Annotated in this window: 19 protein-coding genes; 10 read left to right on the top strand and 9 right to left on the bottom strand. The window is 63.3% G+C overall.

Features of this window, described 5'->3' with window-relative positions; all coding sequences use genetic code 11:
• Window positions 1-162: 162 nt before the first annotated feature.
• Window positions 163-837, bottom strand: a complete 675-nt coding sequence (locus NKI22_RS25615; protein ID WP_352481377.1) for an ArsR/SmtB family transcription factor — start codon at window positions 835-837, stop codon at window positions 163-165.
• Window positions 838-905: 68 nt separating this feature from the next.
• On the opposite strand from NKI22_RS25615, the gene NKI22_RS25610 reads away from it, so the two are divergent.
• The 3 genes from NKI22_RS25610 to NKI22_RS25600 all read left to right on the top strand — a co-directional run bounded on the left by NKI22_RS25610 (window position 906) and on the right by NKI22_RS25600 (window position 1,890).
• On the top strand, window positions 906-1,121 hold the full coding sequence (locus NKI22_RS25610; RefSeq protein ID WP_352939235.1) for a DUF1127 domain-containing protein: 216 nt from the start codon (window positions 906-908) through the stop codon (window positions 1,119-1,121).
• Window positions 1,122-1,216: 95 nt separating this feature from the next.
• Window positions 1,217-1,549: an NIPSNAP family protein gene (locus NKI22_RS25605; protein ID WP_023718857.1), complete on the top strand. Its 333-nt coding sequence runs from the start codon at window positions 1,217-1,219 to the stop codon at window positions 1,547-1,549.
• Window positions 1,546-1,890, top strand: coding sequence for an antibiotic biosynthesis monooxygenase family protein (locus tag NKI22_RS25600; RefSeq protein ID WP_352592326.1), 345 nt, complete (start codon window positions 1,546-1,548; stop codon window positions 1,888-1,890). Before NKI22_RS25605 ends, NKI22_RS25600 begins: the two co-directional genes overlap by 4 nt.
• A gap of 6 nt (window positions 1,891-1,896) precedes the next feature.
• Here NKI22_RS25600 and mbfA read toward each other — a convergent pair whose 3' ends face one another.
• The gene (mbfA, locus tag NKI22_RS25595; RefSeq protein WP_023718859.1) at window positions 1,897-2,880 is read right to left on the bottom strand and encodes an iron exporter MbfA; all 984 of its coding nucleotides are present in this window, start codon (window positions 2,878-2,880) and stop codon (window positions 1,897-1,899) included.
• Window positions 2,881-3,061: 181 nt separating this feature from the next.
• On the opposite strand from mbfA, the gene NKI22_RS25590 reads away from it, so the two are divergent.
• The 3 genes from NKI22_RS25590 (at window position 3,062) to NKI22_RS25580 (ending at window position 5,305) form a co-directional block, all read left to right on the top strand.
• On the top strand, window positions 3,062-3,379 hold the full coding sequence (locus tag NKI22_RS25590) for a hypothetical protein (protein ID WP_023718860.1): 318 nt from the start codon (window positions 3,062-3,064) through the stop codon (window positions 3,377-3,379).
• A gap of 202 nt (window positions 3,380-3,581) precedes the next feature.
• On the top strand, window positions 3,582-4,559 hold the full coding sequence (locus tag NKI22_RS25585) for a threonine/serine dehydratase family protein (RefSeq protein WP_352815873.1): 978 nt from the start codon (window positions 3,582-3,584) through the stop codon (window positions 4,557-4,559).
• Between the two features lie 92 nt (window positions 4,560-4,651).
• The gene (locus NKI22_RS25580) at window positions 4,652-5,305 is read left to right on the top strand and encodes a glutathione S-transferase family protein (protein WP_023718862.1); all 654 of its coding nucleotides are present in this window, start codon (window positions 4,652-4,654) and stop codon (window positions 5,303-5,305) included.
• Between the two features lie 36 nt (window positions 5,306-5,341).
• Here the strand turns inward: NKI22_RS25580 and NKI22_RS25575 are convergent, their stop codons facing one another.
• The 4 genes from NKI22_RS25575 to NKI22_RS25560 are packed head-to-tail and all read right to left on the bottom strand — an operon-like array spanning window position 5,342 to window position 9,070.
• Entirely contained in the window at window positions 5,342-6,478 is a 1,137-nt protein-coding gene (locus NKI22_RS25575; RefSeq protein WP_023718863.1) for an ABC transporter permease, read from the bottom strand.
• A gap of 8 nt (window positions 6,479-6,486) precedes the next feature.
• Complete coding sequence (locus NKI22_RS25570) at window positions 6,487-7,407, bottom strand: ABC transporter ATP-binding protein (protein WP_023718864.1); 921 nt, start codon at window positions 7,405-7,407, stop codon at window positions 6,487-6,489.
• Complete coding sequence (locus NKI22_RS25565; RefSeq protein ID WP_023718865.1) at window positions 7,404-8,357, bottom strand: HlyD family secretion protein; 954 nt, start codon at window positions 8,355-8,357, stop codon at window positions 7,404-7,406. The genes NKI22_RS25570 and NKI22_RS25565 overlap by 4 nt, the downstream gene beginning before the upstream one ends.
• On the bottom strand, window positions 8,354-9,070 hold the full coding sequence (locus tag NKI22_RS25560) for a CerR family C-terminal domain-containing protein (RefSeq protein ID WP_023718866.1): 717 nt from the start codon (window positions 9,068-9,070) through the stop codon (window positions 8,354-8,356). Before NKI22_RS25560 ends, NKI22_RS25565 begins: the two co-directional genes overlap by 4 nt.
• 88 nt (window positions 9,071-9,158) lie before the next feature.
• Between NKI22_RS25560 and NKI22_RS25555 the strand changes: the two genes are divergently transcribed.
• From NKI22_RS25555 to NKI22_RS25545, 3 genes are read left to right on the top strand one after another with little or no spacing between them, the layout of a single operon-like run.
• The gene (locus NKI22_RS25555; protein ID WP_023718867.1) at window positions 9,159-9,632 is read left to right on the top strand and encodes a CYTH domain-containing protein; all 474 of its coding nucleotides are present in this window, start codon (window positions 9,159-9,161) and stop codon (window positions 9,630-9,632) included.
• A complete protein-coding gene (locus NKI22_RS25550; RefSeq protein WP_023718868.1) occupies window positions 9,629-10,573 on the top strand; it encodes a CHAD domain-containing protein in 945 nt (314 codons plus the stop codon). Before NKI22_RS25555 ends, NKI22_RS25550 begins: the two co-directional genes overlap by 4 nt.
• Window positions 10,574-10,614: 41 nt before the next feature.
• The gene (locus NKI22_RS25545; RefSeq protein ID WP_352789088.1) at window positions 10,615-11,427 is read left to right on the top strand and encodes a C40 family peptidase; all 813 of its coding nucleotides are present in this window, start codon (window positions 10,615-10,617) and stop codon (window positions 11,425-11,427) included.
• Window positions 11,428-11,537: 110 nt separating this feature from the next.
• Here NKI22_RS25545 and NKI22_RS25540 read toward each other — a convergent pair whose 3' ends face one another.
• Entirely contained in the window at window positions 11,538-12,332 is a 795-nt protein-coding gene (locus tag NKI22_RS25540) for a DUF6647 family protein (protein WP_156948065.1), read from the bottom strand.
• Window positions 12,333-12,697: 365 nt separating this feature from the next.
• A complete protein-coding gene (locus NKI22_RS25535) occupies window positions 12,698-13,501 on the bottom strand; it encodes a helix-turn-helix domain-containing protein (RefSeq protein WP_352851346.1) in 804 nt (267 codons plus the stop codon).
• 115 nt (window positions 13,502-13,616) lie between these two features.
• On the opposite strand from NKI22_RS25535, the gene NKI22_RS25530 reads away from it, so the two are divergent.
• Complete coding sequence (locus NKI22_RS25530) at window positions 13,617-14,477, top strand: SMP-30/gluconolactonase/LRE family protein (protein WP_352851348.1); 861 nt, start codon at window positions 13,617-13,619, stop codon at window positions 14,475-14,477.
• Between the two features lie 13 nt (window positions 14,478-14,490).
• Here the strand turns inward: NKI22_RS25530 and NKI22_RS25525 are convergent, their stop codons facing one another.
• On the bottom strand, window positions 14,491-16,203 hold the full coding sequence (locus NKI22_RS25525) for a SulP family inorganic anion transporter (RefSeq protein WP_352939222.1): 1,713 nt from the start codon (window positions 16,201-16,203) through the stop codon (window positions 14,491-14,493).
• Window positions 16,204-16,313 lie beyond the last annotated feature (110 nt).

Below are 16,313 nucleotides of genomic sequence, written 5' to 3'. Positions count from 1 at the left end.
AAAGCGCATCGCATGAGGCCGGTCGAACGCGACGCGCTTTAAAGCAATTCCAGGAAAAGTATGAAAAGGTTTTCCGCCCGGAATTGCGTCAAAACAAAAAGACAGAGCGGTTCGGCGTTTCCGTGAAACGACGAATGCGTACTAGCGCGTCGAAGCGATCTGTCAGGCGAGAAACGTGTTCTCGAAGGCCTGCTTGCCTGCCGGTGAAAAGATCACGGCACGGCTGTCCTTCTCGCGCCGCGCCCATTTCTCGGCGAGGATCTTGTCGAGAATGGCGGCGCCCAGCGTGCCGGCAAGGTGCGAACGCCGCACGCTCCAGTCGAGGCACGCCCGGCACACCGGTCGCCGCGCTTTGGTATGGATGTCGATGCCGATCGCGGCGAAATGCGAGGCGGCCGACGGCCCAAGCTGGATCTCCTTGTCGTCGCGCAGGAGCACTTGTCGAGCGACAAGACGGTCCAGCATCGCCACCGCCTGCTCGCCGGCGAGGTGGTCGTAGCAGACCCGCGCCACGCGCATGGCCGCGTCGCGAGGGCCGGGTCGCACCCTCTGCGGCCCGACAGCAGCAGCGACGCCGGTGATGGCTTCGATCATTCCTGCCACCTGCGGGCCGGCGAGGCCGTAATAGCGGTGCCGTCCCTGGCTCGCCAGCGTCAGCAGCCCGCCTTCCATCAGCTTCGATAGATGGGAGCTCGCTGTCGGAAGCGACACGCCGGCTTCGAGTGCCAGTTCGCTCGCCGTCAGTGCTGTGCCGCCCATCAGTGCGGACAGCATGTTTGCCCGCGCCGGATCGCCGACCAGGCTGGCAATGCGGGCTATGTCAGGGCCTTCGCGCATAGTTCGTTCCTCATCGAAGCATCCTCGTCAGACAAGCATTAATCTCGATGCAAATCAAGGAGACGACGATGCCTGCAAGGACCATTTTCAGCGCCGCGCCTGCTCGCCGGCCGTTCCCGTTAATTGTCTTGCGCCGCTTGCGGCTGTGGCTCCTGAAGCGGTGGTACGACCGTCATTCGCAGCGCCTCGATCTCGCCGAAATCGACGATCATCTGCTGCGTGACCTTGGCCTGACACCCGAAGACGTCCGTCGCGAATACGCGAAATCCTTCTGGCAGGCATGATCAGCGAGGGATTGCCTAGCATATCGATCTTCGGAACGTTTCGACCCGGCTCGAACTGTGGTCGCAAGAAACATCCACCCGCCAAGGAGGCGAAAATGACCATTACCTGCTTCATCCGCTACGAGATCGATCCGTTCGGCAAGGCGGCGTTCGAGGAATATGCCCGCAATTGGGGGCAGGCGATCCCGCGCTGCGGCGCCGATCTGATCGGCTATTTCGCGCCGCACGAAGGCTCGGCCACCACGGCTTATGCCGCCTACAACATCGACAGTCTTGCGGCCTACGAAGTCTACCGCGCCCGGCTCGCCGCCGATCCCGCCGGCAAGGCGAATTACGAGTTCGCCCGGCGGGAAAAATTCATCCTGAAGGAGGATCGCATCTTCCTCAAGCTGGCCTCCGCGCCGCATGGTCCTTTGGTGAAGCCATGATCGCCGTCATCTTCGAGGTCGAGCCGGCGGCGGGCAAGCGCGAAGCCTACCTCGGCATCGCCGCCGACCTGCGGCCGCTGCTCGACGGCATCGACGGTTTCCTGTCGATCGAGCGCTTCCAGAGCCTTGCCGATCCGAACCGCATCCTGTCGCTGTCCTTCTGGCGCGACGAGGAAGCGGTGAAGGCCTGGCGCAACACGCAGGAACATCGGCAGGCCCAGAAAGCCGGGCGCGGCGGTATCTTTGCCGACTATTGTTTGCGCATCGCCCACGTCGTGCGCGACTACGGCCTGACCGAACGCGCCGAGGCGCCAGCAGACAGCCGGGTGGTGAACGGATAGGGGCTGCTATGCATTCCCGATCAGCACCCCTGCCGCAAACACCAGCGCGCCACCCAGCACCACCTGGAAGGCGGCGCGCCAGAATGGCGTCTGCATATAGCGGTTCTGCACGAAGGCGATCGCCCACAGCTCGAAGAAAACCACCACGGCGGCGACAATGGTCGCCGTCCAGAAAAGCGGGATGAGATAGGGCAGCGCATGGCCGAGCCCGCCCAGCGTTGTCATGACGCCGACGGTCAGACCGCGTTTTGCCGGCGAGCCGCGGCCCGACAACTTACCGTCGTCGGAGGCCACTTCGGTGAAACCCATCGAGATGCCGGCGCCGATCGAGGCAGCAAGCCCGACCAGAAAGGTCTGGAACGTGTCGTGCGTGGCAAAGGCGGCGGCAAAGATCGGCGCCAGTGTTGACACCGACCCATCCATCAGCCCCGCCAGCCCCGGTTGTACGTAGGTCAGGATGAACTGGCGCTGCTCGGCCGCCGCCTCTTCGTCCTTGACCGCGCCCGGCACATGCTTTTGTTCGAGCCGCTGCGCCAGTGTCTCGTGGCCCTGTTCTGCGATCGCCAGATCGTCGAGCAGCTTTCGCGTCGACGCATCGCCTGTGCGCTTGGCCGCCTCGACATAGAACAGGTAGGCCTGCCGCTCCATGGCCTCGGCTTGGCTGCGCACATGATCGACGCCGAGCGGCCTCACCAGCCAGTCCGGTTTGCGCTCGTAATAACCCTTCACATGTTCGCGCCGGATCAGCGGTATCCGCTCGCCGAAACGCTTGCGGTAAAGCTCGATCAGTGAATCGCGATGGCCGTCCTCTTCCTCCGCCATCTCTTCGAACACTTTGGCCGATTGCGGAAAGCTTTCCGCCAGCCCGTCGGCATAGGCGCGATAGATGCGCCCGTCATCCTCCTCGGAGGAGATGGCGAGCGCCAGGATCTCCTGTTCCGAGAGCGATTCAAAGGAACGGCGGCCGAGGCCGAAAACGCGGGAAAGCATGAGAAATTCACCCTAGTTTAGAATAGTTCTAAACTATGACCTTGCACGTCGCCGGTCAATCGTGCGTGCTCCACTCATGCTCAAAAGCTACAGATTTCGAAACCCCGAGCAGGTCGTCGTTTGCTATCGGTGAACGTTCACTTATATAACCGAATCTGAACCAAGAGAAAGGAACCCGCAGATGCCGGAAAAACAGCAGCCGTTTGATCCCAAACCAGTCCTCGACCTGATCGCCAACATCGAGGCGGATCTGCAGCGCCTGAAAGGCCTGGTCGAGCAGCAGGTCGAAAAATTCGATCCCGCCAATCCGCACAACAAGGCTCCCGATGGCAAGTTGACTGAGGAGGGTGTCGAGTGCTGCTATCGCCTGTTCGACGAGGGCAAGTCGCGCTATTCGGTCGCCCAGCAGATGAAGATCTCCTTCGCCGCCGCCACCCACCGCTTCAACACCTGGCGTAAGATGGGCGGTCCCAAACGGCAAAAGACGCTGTTGGGGTGAGGAGCGGCGGCCAAGCCGGTCAATCGGCAACGATTTGTCGATTGAAGCGACGACCGCATGGCGGAGAGACGAGGAGGCGGCAGGTGGCAGGCACGCTCCTCTCCTGCCTGCAAGACGAATTGTAACCGTCACATTTTTTCATTGGTGCGCGGCCTCCCTTTCCGTGCACCATAGGCGGTCTCATTTCTTGCAGGACCTCGCCATGATCACCCCTCCCGGCATCGCCGATATCCGCAGCGCAGCAGCGCGATTGTCCGGCCTGATCGTCGAAACGCCGCTGATCGAATCGCCGGAGTTGAACAAGCGCTTCGGCGCCAGGATCCTGTTCAAGCCCGAGACGTTGCAGCGCACCGGCTCCTTCAAGTTCCGCGGCGCGTATAACAAACTGTCTTCACTGAGCAACGAAGAGCGCAGTCGTGGCGTCGTCGCCTTCTCGTCGGGTAATCACGCGCAAGGCGTCGCTGCCTCGGCGGCGATGTTCGGCGTCAAGGCCGTCATCGCCATGCCCACCGATGCGCCGGCGATGAAGGTCGGCAATGTCAGGAAGATGGGCGCGGAAGTGATCACCTTCGACCGGGTCCGCGACGATCGCACTGCCGTCGTCCGTTCTTACGTGGAAAAGGGCATGGTCCTGGTGCCGCCTTACGACGATCCGGCCATCGTCGCCGGCCAAGGCACGATCGGCCTCGAATTGATGCGCCAAGCAAGCGCGCTTGGCGTCAGCCTCGATGCGGTGGTGGTCCCCTGCGGCGGCGGCGGGTTGAGCAGCGGCATTTCGATAGCGGTCAAGGACGCCTCACCGGGCACCGCCGTCTGGGCCGTGGAACCCGAGCATTTCGATGACACACGCCGCTCGCTGATCAAAGGCGCCAGGGTGTCGAACGCGCCCAGCCACACCTCGATCTGCGATGCCCTTCTCGTCGCTGAGCCGGGCGCGATCACTTTCGAGATCAACCGCAAGAATCTCGCCGGCGCCATCGCCGTTTCCGACAAGGCGGTGGCACAGGCGATGCGCGATGCGATGGCTTGCCTGAAGCTGGTGGTCGAACCTGGCGGTTGCGTCGGCTTGGCCGCGCTGTCATCAGGCGAAATCGACCTTGCCGGGAAATGCATTGCCGTAGTGCTCTCCGGTGGCAATGTCGATCTCAGCACCTATGCCGAGATCATTGCTGCCGGCTAGGATAGCAACCAGTTCCAGGTCATGTGCCGATTCGAGGTGCTTGAGTGTCCGTTGCGCCCGGTCGAACCGGTACCCTTCAAAGACTGAGATCAATGAAACTGTTTTTCAGCCGCAATCCCAATCCTCGCCTCGCGGTCGCGGTGGCACGGTATCTCAAAGCCAAGGTCGAGTTCGAATTCGCCTCTCCCTTCGCTCCGGGGCAGGCCGAGCGCTTTCGGCCGCTCAATCCAAATCTTTCATTGCCTATCCTTGTGGGCTTGGGAAAAAGCCTCTGGGAGGCCGACGCCATAGCCTGCCGGTTTTCACGCGACACGCATTCGGATTTCTGGCGCGCTGGCGACGACGAGCCCGAGATGATCCGATGGCTGAGTTGGGGGAAAGAGAACTTCGCAAGAGCCTGCGATGTCGTGCATTTCGAACGCGGAACCAAACAGCGCTATGGGATCGGCCCGATCGATCAGGCGCGGGTTGAGGAAGGTCTGAGCGACTTCAGCACCGCCGCCGCAATACTTGATGCCGAGCTTTCCCAGCGAGACTGGCTGGTCGGAAATTCGGTTTCCTATGCCGACTTTCGAATGGCGACGTTTCTGCCTTTCAACGATGTCGCCAGATTGCCGCTCGATGATTATCCTTCTGTCGGCCGCTGGTATCGGCAGCTTGAAGAAATCGACGCTTGGCGCGATCCGTTCGAAGGCCTCAATGCGCCTGAATTGACGCCGGTCCCGGGTCAGGCCAAGTCGGTGTGAATCTCGGTCATTTGCACAAGCGGACCGAGTTCGACCCTAATCCAGCGTCCGGCGGAACCGCACCAGCGCCACGCCGGCGAACAGCGCCACGAACACCACCAGCCAGCCGATCTCCGTTGCCACCGCCGGCAGCTCGGCGCCCTTCAGCATCACCGCGCGGATGATGCGCAGGAAATGCGTCAGCGGCAGCACCTCGCCGAAAATCTGCGCCCAGTCCGGCATGCCGCGATAGGGGAACATGAAACCGGACAGCATGATCGACGGCAGGAAGAAGAAGAAGGTGAGCTGCAGTGCCTGCATCTGCGTGCGGGCAATCGTCGAGATCGTGTAGCCGAGCAGCACCAGCGCCAGCACGAAGATCAGGACGGCCGTCAACAGCAGAGACATCGATCCGGTGAAGGGGATGGCGAACAGAAGCTTCGAGGCTGCCAGCACCACCAGCACCTGCACGGCGCCGACCGCCAGATAGGGCAGCACCTTGCCCAGCATGATCTCGAGCGGGCTGGACGGCATCGCCAGAAGGTTCTCCATCGTGCCGCGCTCGGTCTCACGCGTCAGCGCGATCGAGGTCATCATTACCATCGTCATCTGCAGGATGACGCCGAGCAGGCCGGGCACGATGTTGTATTGCGATACGGCTTCCGGATTGTAGCGCCGGTGCACTACGACCTGGAGCTGGCCCCGGGCAGCTTCGGCCGCTGTCTCCTGCATGCCGCGCGCCCTGAGCAGCGCCTGGTTGGCAACGGTGCCGAGCGTCGAGATGGCGCCGCTGGCGACGGCCGGGTCGGTCGCATCCGCCTCGATCAGGATCTGCGGGCTGTCGCCACGCTCGACCCGTCGGGCGAAATCGGCGGGAATGGTGACGACGAAGGCAACGTCGCCGCGCGCCATCAGGAATTCGGCTTCGGCGGCACTTTGCGCGACATGGTCGAAGCGGTAATAGCCGGTGGTCTGCAGCGCCGAAACCATGGCTCGCGTGTAAGGATCGCTGCTCATCGCCACCAGCGCTGCCGGCAGGCTCTTCGGATCGTTGTTGATGGCATAGCCGAACAGCACCAGCTGCATCAGCGGCACGCCCAGCATCATGGCGAAGGTGATGCGGTCGCGCCGCATCTGGATGAACTCCTTGATCAGCAGCGCACCGAGCCTGGCGAAGGAAAAGACGCTGTTTATCCCGTTCTTCATCCCATATTGTCCTTCGAACCGGACATGAACTGGATGAACACATCCTCCAGGCTGGTCTCGCCGGGCGAGACCCTGACGCCCTTGTGGTCTTTCTCGACGTCGGCGAGCGCTGCCTGAAGCGCCGTCCTGTCGGAGCCGACTACATGCAGCGTCGCGCCGAACGGCGCCACCTGGTCGACGCCTGGGCGGCCATGAAGTGCGGCAGCGACCTGATCGAGCCGCGGCCCTTGCAGGACGAAGGTGGTCAGCCCGGCATTCCTCACCACGTCCTCAACCGTGCCGGTGGCCAGCATCTTGCCATAGGAGATGTAGCTGATGCGGTGGCAGCGCTCGGCCTCGTCCATGTAATGGGTGGAGACCAGCACGGTCAGCCCGCCGCTCGCCAGCCGGTGGATCTCGTCCCAGAATTCGCGCCGCGCCTTCGGGTCGACGCCAGCCGTCGGTTCGTCGAGCAGCAGCAGTTTCGGCTTGTGCATGATGCAGGCGGCCAGCGCCAGCCGCTGCTTCCAGCCGCCGGACAAGGTGCCGGCCAGTTGGTTTCTGCGTGATGTCAGGCCGAGCTCCTCAAGCGTCTTGGCCACATGTTCGTCGAGCGGCTTCAGCCGGTAGAGCCGTGCCACGAATTCGAGATTCTCGCCGATGGTGAGGTCTTCGTAGAACGAGAATCTCTGCGTCATGTAGCCGACTTCGCGCTTGATCCGCAGGCTGTCGGTGCGGATGTTGAAGCCCAGAACCGTGCCTTCACCCTCATCGGGCGTCAGCAAGCCGCACATGATGCGGATGGTCGTCGTTTTGCCCGAGCCGTTCGGCCCGAGGAAGCCGACGATCTCGCCCTCGGCCACGGTCATCGTCACATGGTCGACGACAGTCTTGTCGCCGAAGCGTTTGACCAGGCCGTGCACGTCGATGACGTTCATTTTCCGATGTCCGCCAGATCGACGTCGACGATCTGCCCGGGCTGCAATGCGCTGGCGTCGCCTTCCGGCCGCGCTTCGACCAGATAGACCAGCTTTTGCCGGGTCTCGAGCGAGTAGATCACCGGCGGCGTGAATTCCGGATCCGGCGACACATAGCTGACGCGTGCCTTCACGCCCGATCCGCAACCATCGCAATGGACGTTGAGCAGCGTGCCGACCTCGACCGAGGAGAACGCGCTTTCCGGCACATAGACGCTGAGCTTCACTGCGCCGTCCGGCAGTATGGAGATGACCGGCGCGGTCGGCCCGGCTGTATCGCCGGGATAGCGGATGACATCGTTGACCCTGCCGGGCGAGGGCGCCGTGAGCACACGCTTCGACAGTCGCCATTGCGCTTGCTCCAGCGCCGATTGCGCCTGCCTGACCTGATTGTCGGCGGCCTTGATCGTCTCCGGCCGTGCCGGCAGGCCGCCGACAGCGAGATTGGCTTCCGCCTGGCCGACCTGCGCGTTGGCCGTCTCCAGCGCCGCGGAAGCCGTATCATAATCGGCCTGCGTGCCGGTGCCGCGTTTGAACAGATCGCTGGCGCGGCTGTATCTGCGTTTGGCGTCGGCGGCCTGCGCTTTGGCCATGTCGACCTGCGCCCTGAGCACTGCAATCTCTTCCGGCCGCTTGCCGACCTGCAGGTCGGCAAGTTGCGCCTGGGCCTGCGCGAGGGCCGCCTCGGCCTGCGCGATGGCGATCTTGGCGTCGGCGTTTTCCAGCGTCACCACCGGCGTGCCGGGCGCTACGCGGTCGCCGCGCTTGACCGCAATCGTCTCGACCTGGGCCACCTCGATCGGCGCCAGCAGCACATAATCGCCCTCGACGTAGCCGACGGCGAGCGGTGCTGCCGGCGCGCAGGCGCTGAAAAGCTGGGCGGCAAGCGGCAAAGAACAGAGCAGGCTCATGATCCACGATCCTTCCGGACAGCCAAATCGCGCCGAGCTAAAATCGCGCTGAGATTGTCGGTTACTGTTGCCGCGATCTTGCCGGCCTCGTCATCGCCGATCTCGCGCCAGCCCATCCGGCGCATAACCGCCTCGCGGCCGATGCGGAAATAGACGACCTGGCCAATCAGCGTGAATACGGTGAGTTTAGTGCGCTCGCTCTCGGCCGGCTCGCCCGTCGACTGTTCCCAGATCAGGCAGAGCCGGTGATGCGCCGGTTCGAACACGCCGTCATAGATACGGTCGAGCGCGGCGGTTGGATGCGACAGCTCACGCAGGACGAACTGTACAATCTCGCCGGCTTCCGGCCTTGCCGCGATGAAGGCGACCATCCGCTCCAGTGCGACGGCTAAATGTGCCCGCGCGGCCTCGGTGTCCGCCAATGCCGCGGGCGGCGCTTGCAGATTGCCGATCGCCTGGCCCGCAATGGTCTGGATGGTGTCTACGATGTAGTCGGCCGCCGCGTTGCGGAGCCCTTCCTTGCCGCCGAAATGATAGGCGATCGAGCCGATATTGGCCTTGGCCTCAGCCGCGATCTGGCGCGTCGACGTGCCGTCGAAACCCTGGCGTCCGAACAGCTTCAGCGCCGCGCGCACGAGGGCCGTCCGCGTCATATCCGCGGCAGTCTTGGGCGCTTCATGAGGAAGGCCGCTGGCACTGGGCGATTTGATCATGGTCTATACTTTAATCAATCGAATGATTAAAGTCAACTGCGGTCAAGCGGCTTGCCAACTCTGGCCGTGCGCGCTTTAGTGCCTCGCCATGGGCAAGGAAATCGAGCGTAAATTCCTGGTCTCAGGTGAGGAATGGCGGGGAATGGTCAAGGCGGACATTCATATCCGTCAATTCTATCTTGTCGCCGAGCCTACCCGCACGGTGCGTGTGCGCATCAGCAATGATGCCGCTGCCAAGCTGACGCTCAAGTTCGGCAGCCAGGCCCGCGAGCGCGATGAATTCGAATATCCGGTGCCTTTGGCGGAGGCGCAAGAGATGCAGGCCTTTGCCATCGGACGTGTCATCGAGAAGACACGCCACCATGTTAGACACCGCGGCTATCTCTACGAAGTCGATGTCTTCGGCGGGACGCTTGCGGGGTTGGTGATCGCCGAGCTCGAGACGCAGGAGGATGTACCGGACGAAATGCTGCCAGATTGGCTCGGCCGCGAAGTCACCGGCGAGCCGAGATTTTACAACGCGTCGCTCGCCCTTGGGGGGATTCCGGAGATCGTCGCATGAGCTTTCGTATCGATCCGCGCATGTCGCTGACCGGCGAGGTCAGGCGCATCCTCGCCGAGGAGATCGGCAGGGCGCTCGTTCATCTGGACGCGGCGCATGACAGGCCCGAACAGGCGCTGCACAAGTGCCGCAAGCGGTTGAAAAACGTCCGCGCTTTACTGCGCCTAGTTCGTTCCGGGGACGAAACATTCTGCGTGACCGAGAATCAGTGCTACCGCCAGGTGGCGGCCCTGCTTGCCGGTCCGCGTGAGGCGACTGCGCTGGTCGAAACAATCGACCGGCTGGCGGCAAGCTTTCCCGAGCAAAGTGCCGGCGGCGGTCTCGGTGCCGTCCGCGACAGGCTCGTCGCGCGCCAGCATGAGCTGCATGTCGGAGCGGGCCTCGACGCTGCGATAGGCGCGGCGGTTGCCGCTTGCGAGGAAGGTGTCGTCCGCATCGACAAGCTCGCTTTGCCCGACCAGCCGGAGCAGGCTGCCGACGTGCTCGCCGAAGGCGCGCGCATCACTTTGCGCCGCGCCAGGAAAGCGCTGGACAAGGCCGCTTCGCGCGGCGCGGCCGATGATTTTCACGATCTGCGCAAGGCGGCCAAGACGCATGGCATGCATCTGTCGCTGCTCGGCAGGCTGTGGCCGACGCCGATCAAGACGCGGCGCAAGGCCGTCGACGAACTGGGCGAGCGGCTCGGCGAACTGCACGATGTGCTCGTCATGCGCGCGCTTCTCGATGCCGAGGACCAGCCGCTTGGCCCCGCTGAGGAGACGCGGTTGCTTGGCAAGCTGCTGAAGCGCTCGGAAAAGGGCCTGAAAAAAACCTGCCTCGCCGAGGCGGCCGAGCTTTTCGGCGACAGTCCGAAGCGCTCGACGAGGAAGCTCGCCCGTAAGGTGCGCGAGGATCTCATAGCGGTACCGCACGAAGACGCCGGCGCGCCTGGCGTGGGCTGATCATGGTCTAATTTGTCGCCCTGTGGTAATCGCCGTCTGGCATGACCGAGCCCGGCGACACGCTTCTGGACCGACTTGGCCGCTGGCTTGCCGGCCGGCTGCAAGAGGAATCGTCCGGCTACGAGCCGTACACGCCGTCCGACGCCGAAACGCTGCGCCGCACGCTCGAGCCGGGCGACATCCTGCTCATCGAAGGCAACCAGAAGATCTCGGCGGCGATCAAATACCTCACCCAGTCGACCTGGTCGCATGCCGCCTTTTATGTCGGCGATGCATTGCCGGAGCCCGAGGACGGGTCGGAGCGGCGGCGCCTGATCGAGGTCACGCTCGGCGATGGCTGCATCGCCGTGCCGCTGTCCCGCTACCGCAGCTACAACACCCGCATCTGCCGGGCGAGCGGCCTGGCTCCCGACGATCGCGAAGCGGTCGTCGCCTTCATGATCGGCAGGCTGGGTCTCAGATACGATCTCAAGAACATATTCGACATGCTGCGCTACTTCTTGCCGACGCCGCCGGTGCCGGTGCGCTGGCGCCGCCGCATGCTGGCTTTCGGTTCCGGCGACCCGACGCGCGCCATCTGCTCTTCGCTGATTGCCGAGGCCTATGGCCGGATCCGCTACCCGATCCTGCCGGAGATTACCCGCGCGCCCGGCCGTGCCTCGGCCCAGTCGAGCTATTCGCGCAAGGAAATCCTGCACATCCGCCATCACTCGCTCTACACGCCGCGCGACTTCGACCTGTCGCCCTATTTCCGCATCGTCAAGCCGACGCTGGAATACGGCTTCGACTACCGGCAGATGGTCTGGGATGACAAGGCGGTCGCGGCCGCTCCGGAGACGAAGACCGCCGGATAGCCGCTCGATCTTGTGGTTTGAGCATGGGGCCCTCCGAGAACCGGTTTTGCGGCCGATACTCTGGGGTAAGAAGCTCAGTCAGACTGGCTGCCCCCGAAGCGGCTTCAGCATCAATACAGGCAGTTCGTGCGAACCAACAGCGTGAAAGGATCGAGCTCAAATTCCTTCAGAAGGTCGCTGCCGAACAAGGCAAGCCACCGCTCTTGCGCCTCAAAGGCCGCCTTCTCGCGTTCTTCCGCGCATGCAAACTTCAGCCCGGCCACGGTTTGGACGTGATGGACCAACTCATGCACAAGTACCGACAGCTCCGCCGGGGTGCCGCCTGTCCAGCCCTCCGGCAAGAAGATAGTCCGTGCTTCGTCATCGTAGATAGCAATAACAGTGGGCTGCTTGCCAACATTGTCCGGACTGGCAAAATTGGGGCTGCTGTTCCAGCGATCCGCCGCCACGTCGCGAAACCGCAAACCTGCCATCCTGCGCGCAGGTACGAAGCTTACCGCCGGGGGCTCTTCGATCGACGGAAGGCCGAGTTCAGACGAAAGCCATACCGCTATTGCCATTAGCGCGGCCGGCTGCGAGCGGTCAGACATCTTCATGGGAGCAAGAGCACCAGGTGCGCCGGGCAATTGGATGCCGGGCCGGGCGGGATCGGGTCCCATAAGCTCCGAGTCGCCCGCGGGCGCGGCAAGCGTCGCTGATGCTACTACACCGGGTGCGCTGAGCAATTCGATATAAGGCAGGACCAACGGCGGCAATCCTGAGCCTGGATCGGCATTGGGTCCTCTAAGCTCCGGCTCGTCCGCGGACGCGGCAAGTGTCGCCGCCAGGATCACGCTTAGGACGCAAGGCAAGCATGCCCTTAAGAGCGCGCTCATGGTCACGACCTCCTTGATCGGCAGCGCCATCAATTTGGGAGACACCGCCGTGATGAAGAAACAACGCCACGAAAGAGCGTTCAGGTTTGCATTGCGGTCAACGAATGCGACGGCTTCGCGACGTGCTCCCGTAACCTGCGAAGCGATGCATAAATTACTGGCCGGTGTCCCGTGCGCACCTCCTGACGCCGGCCCCGGACTGCAAAGCAGCCGGGATAATCACAGGCTCACCCTACGCAAGCCGATGTCCATGCACATCGGTACGGTCACCCAATTTATAGGCGCCGCTTGCCTAGTTTTCGGCGCGCCTGCCTAGTCTTCGCGGCTTACAAGGCGTCTGTGGAGGACAGCAGCCTAAACCCAAGAATCCGACCTCAGTCGTTCCGTGATTTGACCTAGGCCGGCAGACGTCGTCCGTTTGCGGCGGCCGCAACTCGATTGTCCGTCCGCGCGCCTGCGTCGCGCGGATGTGGCCCGATCGGCATGATCACCGGGAACGGCGTTGCGCCGAACGCAAACGTCCATTTGTAGCCGACCAGCCCGTCTTCGGGCGTCGTGTGCTGGTCGTGATGAGCAAGCAATTTGGCGCGCTCCGCCAATTCCTCCGCCTCGCGCCTGACCATTTCCGCCGTTTCCGGCCGCATCCGCCTGGAGAAGCTGACGAATGTCGCCTCGCGCTCAAGATGGGTGATGGCCCAGCCGATGAAATTCTTGTTGGTCATCTCGAACAGCGGCCGCAATGGCCCGTCGAAATTCCACTGGATCGGCGCCTCGACCAGCAGCCTTGCCGACAGGCCGCCACCGAGTGCGATCAGGCCGAGTTCCTCGAGGTCGCGCAGATAGAGGAACATCGAAGCCTCGCTCAACCCTTGTGAGCGCATGATGCCTTCGGGCGTGAATTTCTCGGAAAGCATGACGAAGACGAACAGCAGTGCCGGCCGCCCGGCGAGCCTGCGCTCGATCTCCGGCGCGATCCGGTTGGCAGGTCCCGGTCCCCTGTTCATCGAGCCGAGCACGTTCTCCAACTCCACGCCGGCGGCATCGCAGATCTCGATCAGCCGGTCGAGCTTGCAGTTGCGCTCATGGAAGATGCGCTTCACCGTCGGCTCGGAAACGCCCATCCGCTCGGCAAGGACACGGTAGGTCACGCCCTTGGCCTTAAGCGTCCGCTTCAGCGCTTCGAAGATCGGGCCGTTCATGGGATGCACCTCTTTTACGCGATTTGGTATCAGCCTTCGGTACTAGTCCCGATACATCTTCCCGAAAAGTATCGAAAGGCCTAGCTCTCCCCCATTCCATTACAGGAGACTAGCCATGAAGAGCCTCTTCACCTCGATACTTCTCGCCCTGGTCGGCATCGCCGCCGCGCCGGCAGTTCAGGCGGCCGAACTCTGGCGCGCTACCGGGCTTGAGCAACCGGAATCGGCGCTGTTCGATGCCGCCGGCAAACGCATCATCATCTCCAATATCGTTGGCAATCCCGGCGACGCCGACGGCAATGGATACCTGTCGGTCCTGTCTGTGGACGGCAAGATGGTTACGCAACATTGGACCGACGGCATGGACGCGCCCAAGGGCATGGCGATTGCCGACGGCAAACTCTACGTCGCCGACCTCACCCATGTGCGCGTCGTCGATCTCGCAAGCGGCAAGCTAACATCGACGATCGACGTGCCGAACGCGGTCTTCCTCAACGACGTGACCGCCGACGCGTCCGGCAAGGTCTACGTCACTGATATGCTTGCCGATACGATCTATCGCATCGACGGCGACCGGCCCGAACTGTTCGTCAGGGATGCGGCGCTTGCTTCGCCGAATGGCATCTTCGCCGATGGCGGCCGGCTGATCGTCGCTTCGTGGGGCAAGGGCATCAAGCCCGATTTCAGCACCGCGGAGCCGGGCGGCCTGCTCTCGGTCGATCTCGCCACCAAGGCAATTGCGTCACTGCCCGGCGCAGAAAAGTTCGCTAACCTCGATGGCGTCGTCGCCATCGGCGGCAGCGTTTACGCCACCGCGTATATGACCGGCACGCTCTACAGCTACAAAGCCGGCGGCACGCCGCAAGCGGTTGCGACGTTCAAGCCGGGCAGCGCCGACATCGGCACCGACGGCAAGTCGACAATCTTCGTGCCGCTGATGAACGACGGAGAGATCGCGGCATTAGGCCTCGACTAAGCCAGCCATCGGCTCAGGCGGCGGGCGCGGCTTTCTTCAGCTGCGCCCGCGCATCCGTGATCGAGGCGGCATAAGTCACCAGCGGCCGCTTGACGCCGTGGTTGATCAGCATGCGGCGTGTCTGCGGTGAAGCGCCTGAGATAATGAAGCGAACGCCGGCGCGCTTGGCCTTGTGGGCCGCGCCCTCAATAACATTGGCCGCCGTCGAATCGAAGAACGGCACCGCCGAACAGTCGAGGATGAAGTTCCTGCGCTGGTCGGCGATGCGGTCCAGCACCGTGCCGACGGTCGAGGCGGCGCCGAAGAAAAAGGCGCCCGATATCCGGTAGACGACGGTATCGGCATCGCTCGCCTCGCTGGAATCATAAGCGCTGGCGCGGTCGGCAACGTCTTCCTGGACCAAGGATTGATGGTCCGCCTCCACCGCGATGCTCTTGGCCATGCGGTCGATGAACAGCATCGAGCCCAGCGCAAAACCGACGACGATGCCTTCGGTCAGGTCGCGGAAGATGACGATCAGGAACGTCGCCAGCAGTACCAGCGCATCGCCGCGCGAGGCGCGCAGCAAGGTGGCGAAGGCCTGTTTCTCGAACATGTTCCAGCACACCACCGCCAGCACGCCGGCAAGTGCCGCAAGCGGGATATAGCTGGCCAGCGGTGCCGCCACCAGCATCAGGGCAAGCAGGATGGCCGAGTGCATCATGCCTGAGACCGGTCCATGCGCGCCGGCCCGTACATTGGTCGCGGTGCGGGCAATGGTGCCGGTGGTGCAGATACCGCCGAACAAGGCGGAGGCGATATTGGCGAAGCCCTGCGCCACCAACTCGCAATTGGAGCGATGCCGCCTTCCGGTCATGCCGTCAGCGACGACGGCCGACAGCAGCGATTCGATCGCCCCGAGCAGCGCAAAGGCGATGGCGTCCGGCAGCACGTCGATTATCCTGTCGAGGCTGAGCGGCGGGAAGGCCGGCCATTGCAGGCTGCGCGGGATGCCGCCGAAGCGCGTGCCGATCGTTTCGGCCGGCATGGCGAGCAATGCCACGACGAGTGATGCCAGCCCGATGGCAATCAGCATGGCCGGCCACTTCGGCCGAAACCGCTTCAACAGCGCAATGGTGATGATGGTCAGTGCCGCCACCGCGGTTGCGGCGAGGTTGATCGTTCCGGCCGCCTCGCCGATGGCCATCAGCTTGGGCACCAGCGGCCCCGGTTCCTTGCCGGCGAGCTTCAGCCCGAAGAGTTCGACGATCTGGCCGGAGAAGATGATGACGGCGATGCCGGCGGTGAAGCCGACGGTCACCGGATAGGGGATGAACTTGATGTAGGTGCCAAGCCCGAGATAGCCGATGGCAAGCAGGAACAGGCCGGCCATCATCGTCGCCAGCAGCAAGCCGTCGACGCCAATTCGCGCCACCGTCGCAGCCACCAGCACAATGAAGGCGCCGGCCGGGCCGCCGATCTGGAAACGGCTGCCGCCAAGCGCCGAGACCAGGAAGCCGCCAATGATCGAGGTGTAGAGCCCGCGCTCCGGCGTCACGCCTGAAGCAATGGCAATTGCCATCGACAGCGGCAGCGCCACGATGGCGACAGTCAGCCCGGCGATGGCATCCGCCTTGAAGTGCGCGAGCGTATAGCCCTCGCGCAGCACCGTCACCAGCTTCGGCGTGAACAGTTCGGAAAATGTCGGCCGTGCCGGTTGATGCACTGCCCGCCGGGTCTGATCCATCGAGTGCCTTCCCCATGAAACCAAGGAGGCGGCGGGATCGTCGGCAGGACTGTCGGCGGTCGCCGTCGCGACTTGGAGCGGCGTGCGTCCAAATCGACGCACAGGTACGC

The organism is Mesorhizobium sp. M0778 (assembly GCF_040320105.1).
In the GTDB taxonomy this organism is placed as follows: domain Bacteria; phylum Pseudomonadota; class Alphaproteobacteria; order Rhizobiales; family Rhizobiaceae; genus Mesorhizobium.
The sequence above is the reverse complement of the archived record's forward strand: the minus strand, read 5'-3'. Positions and strand labels throughout refer to the sequence as shown.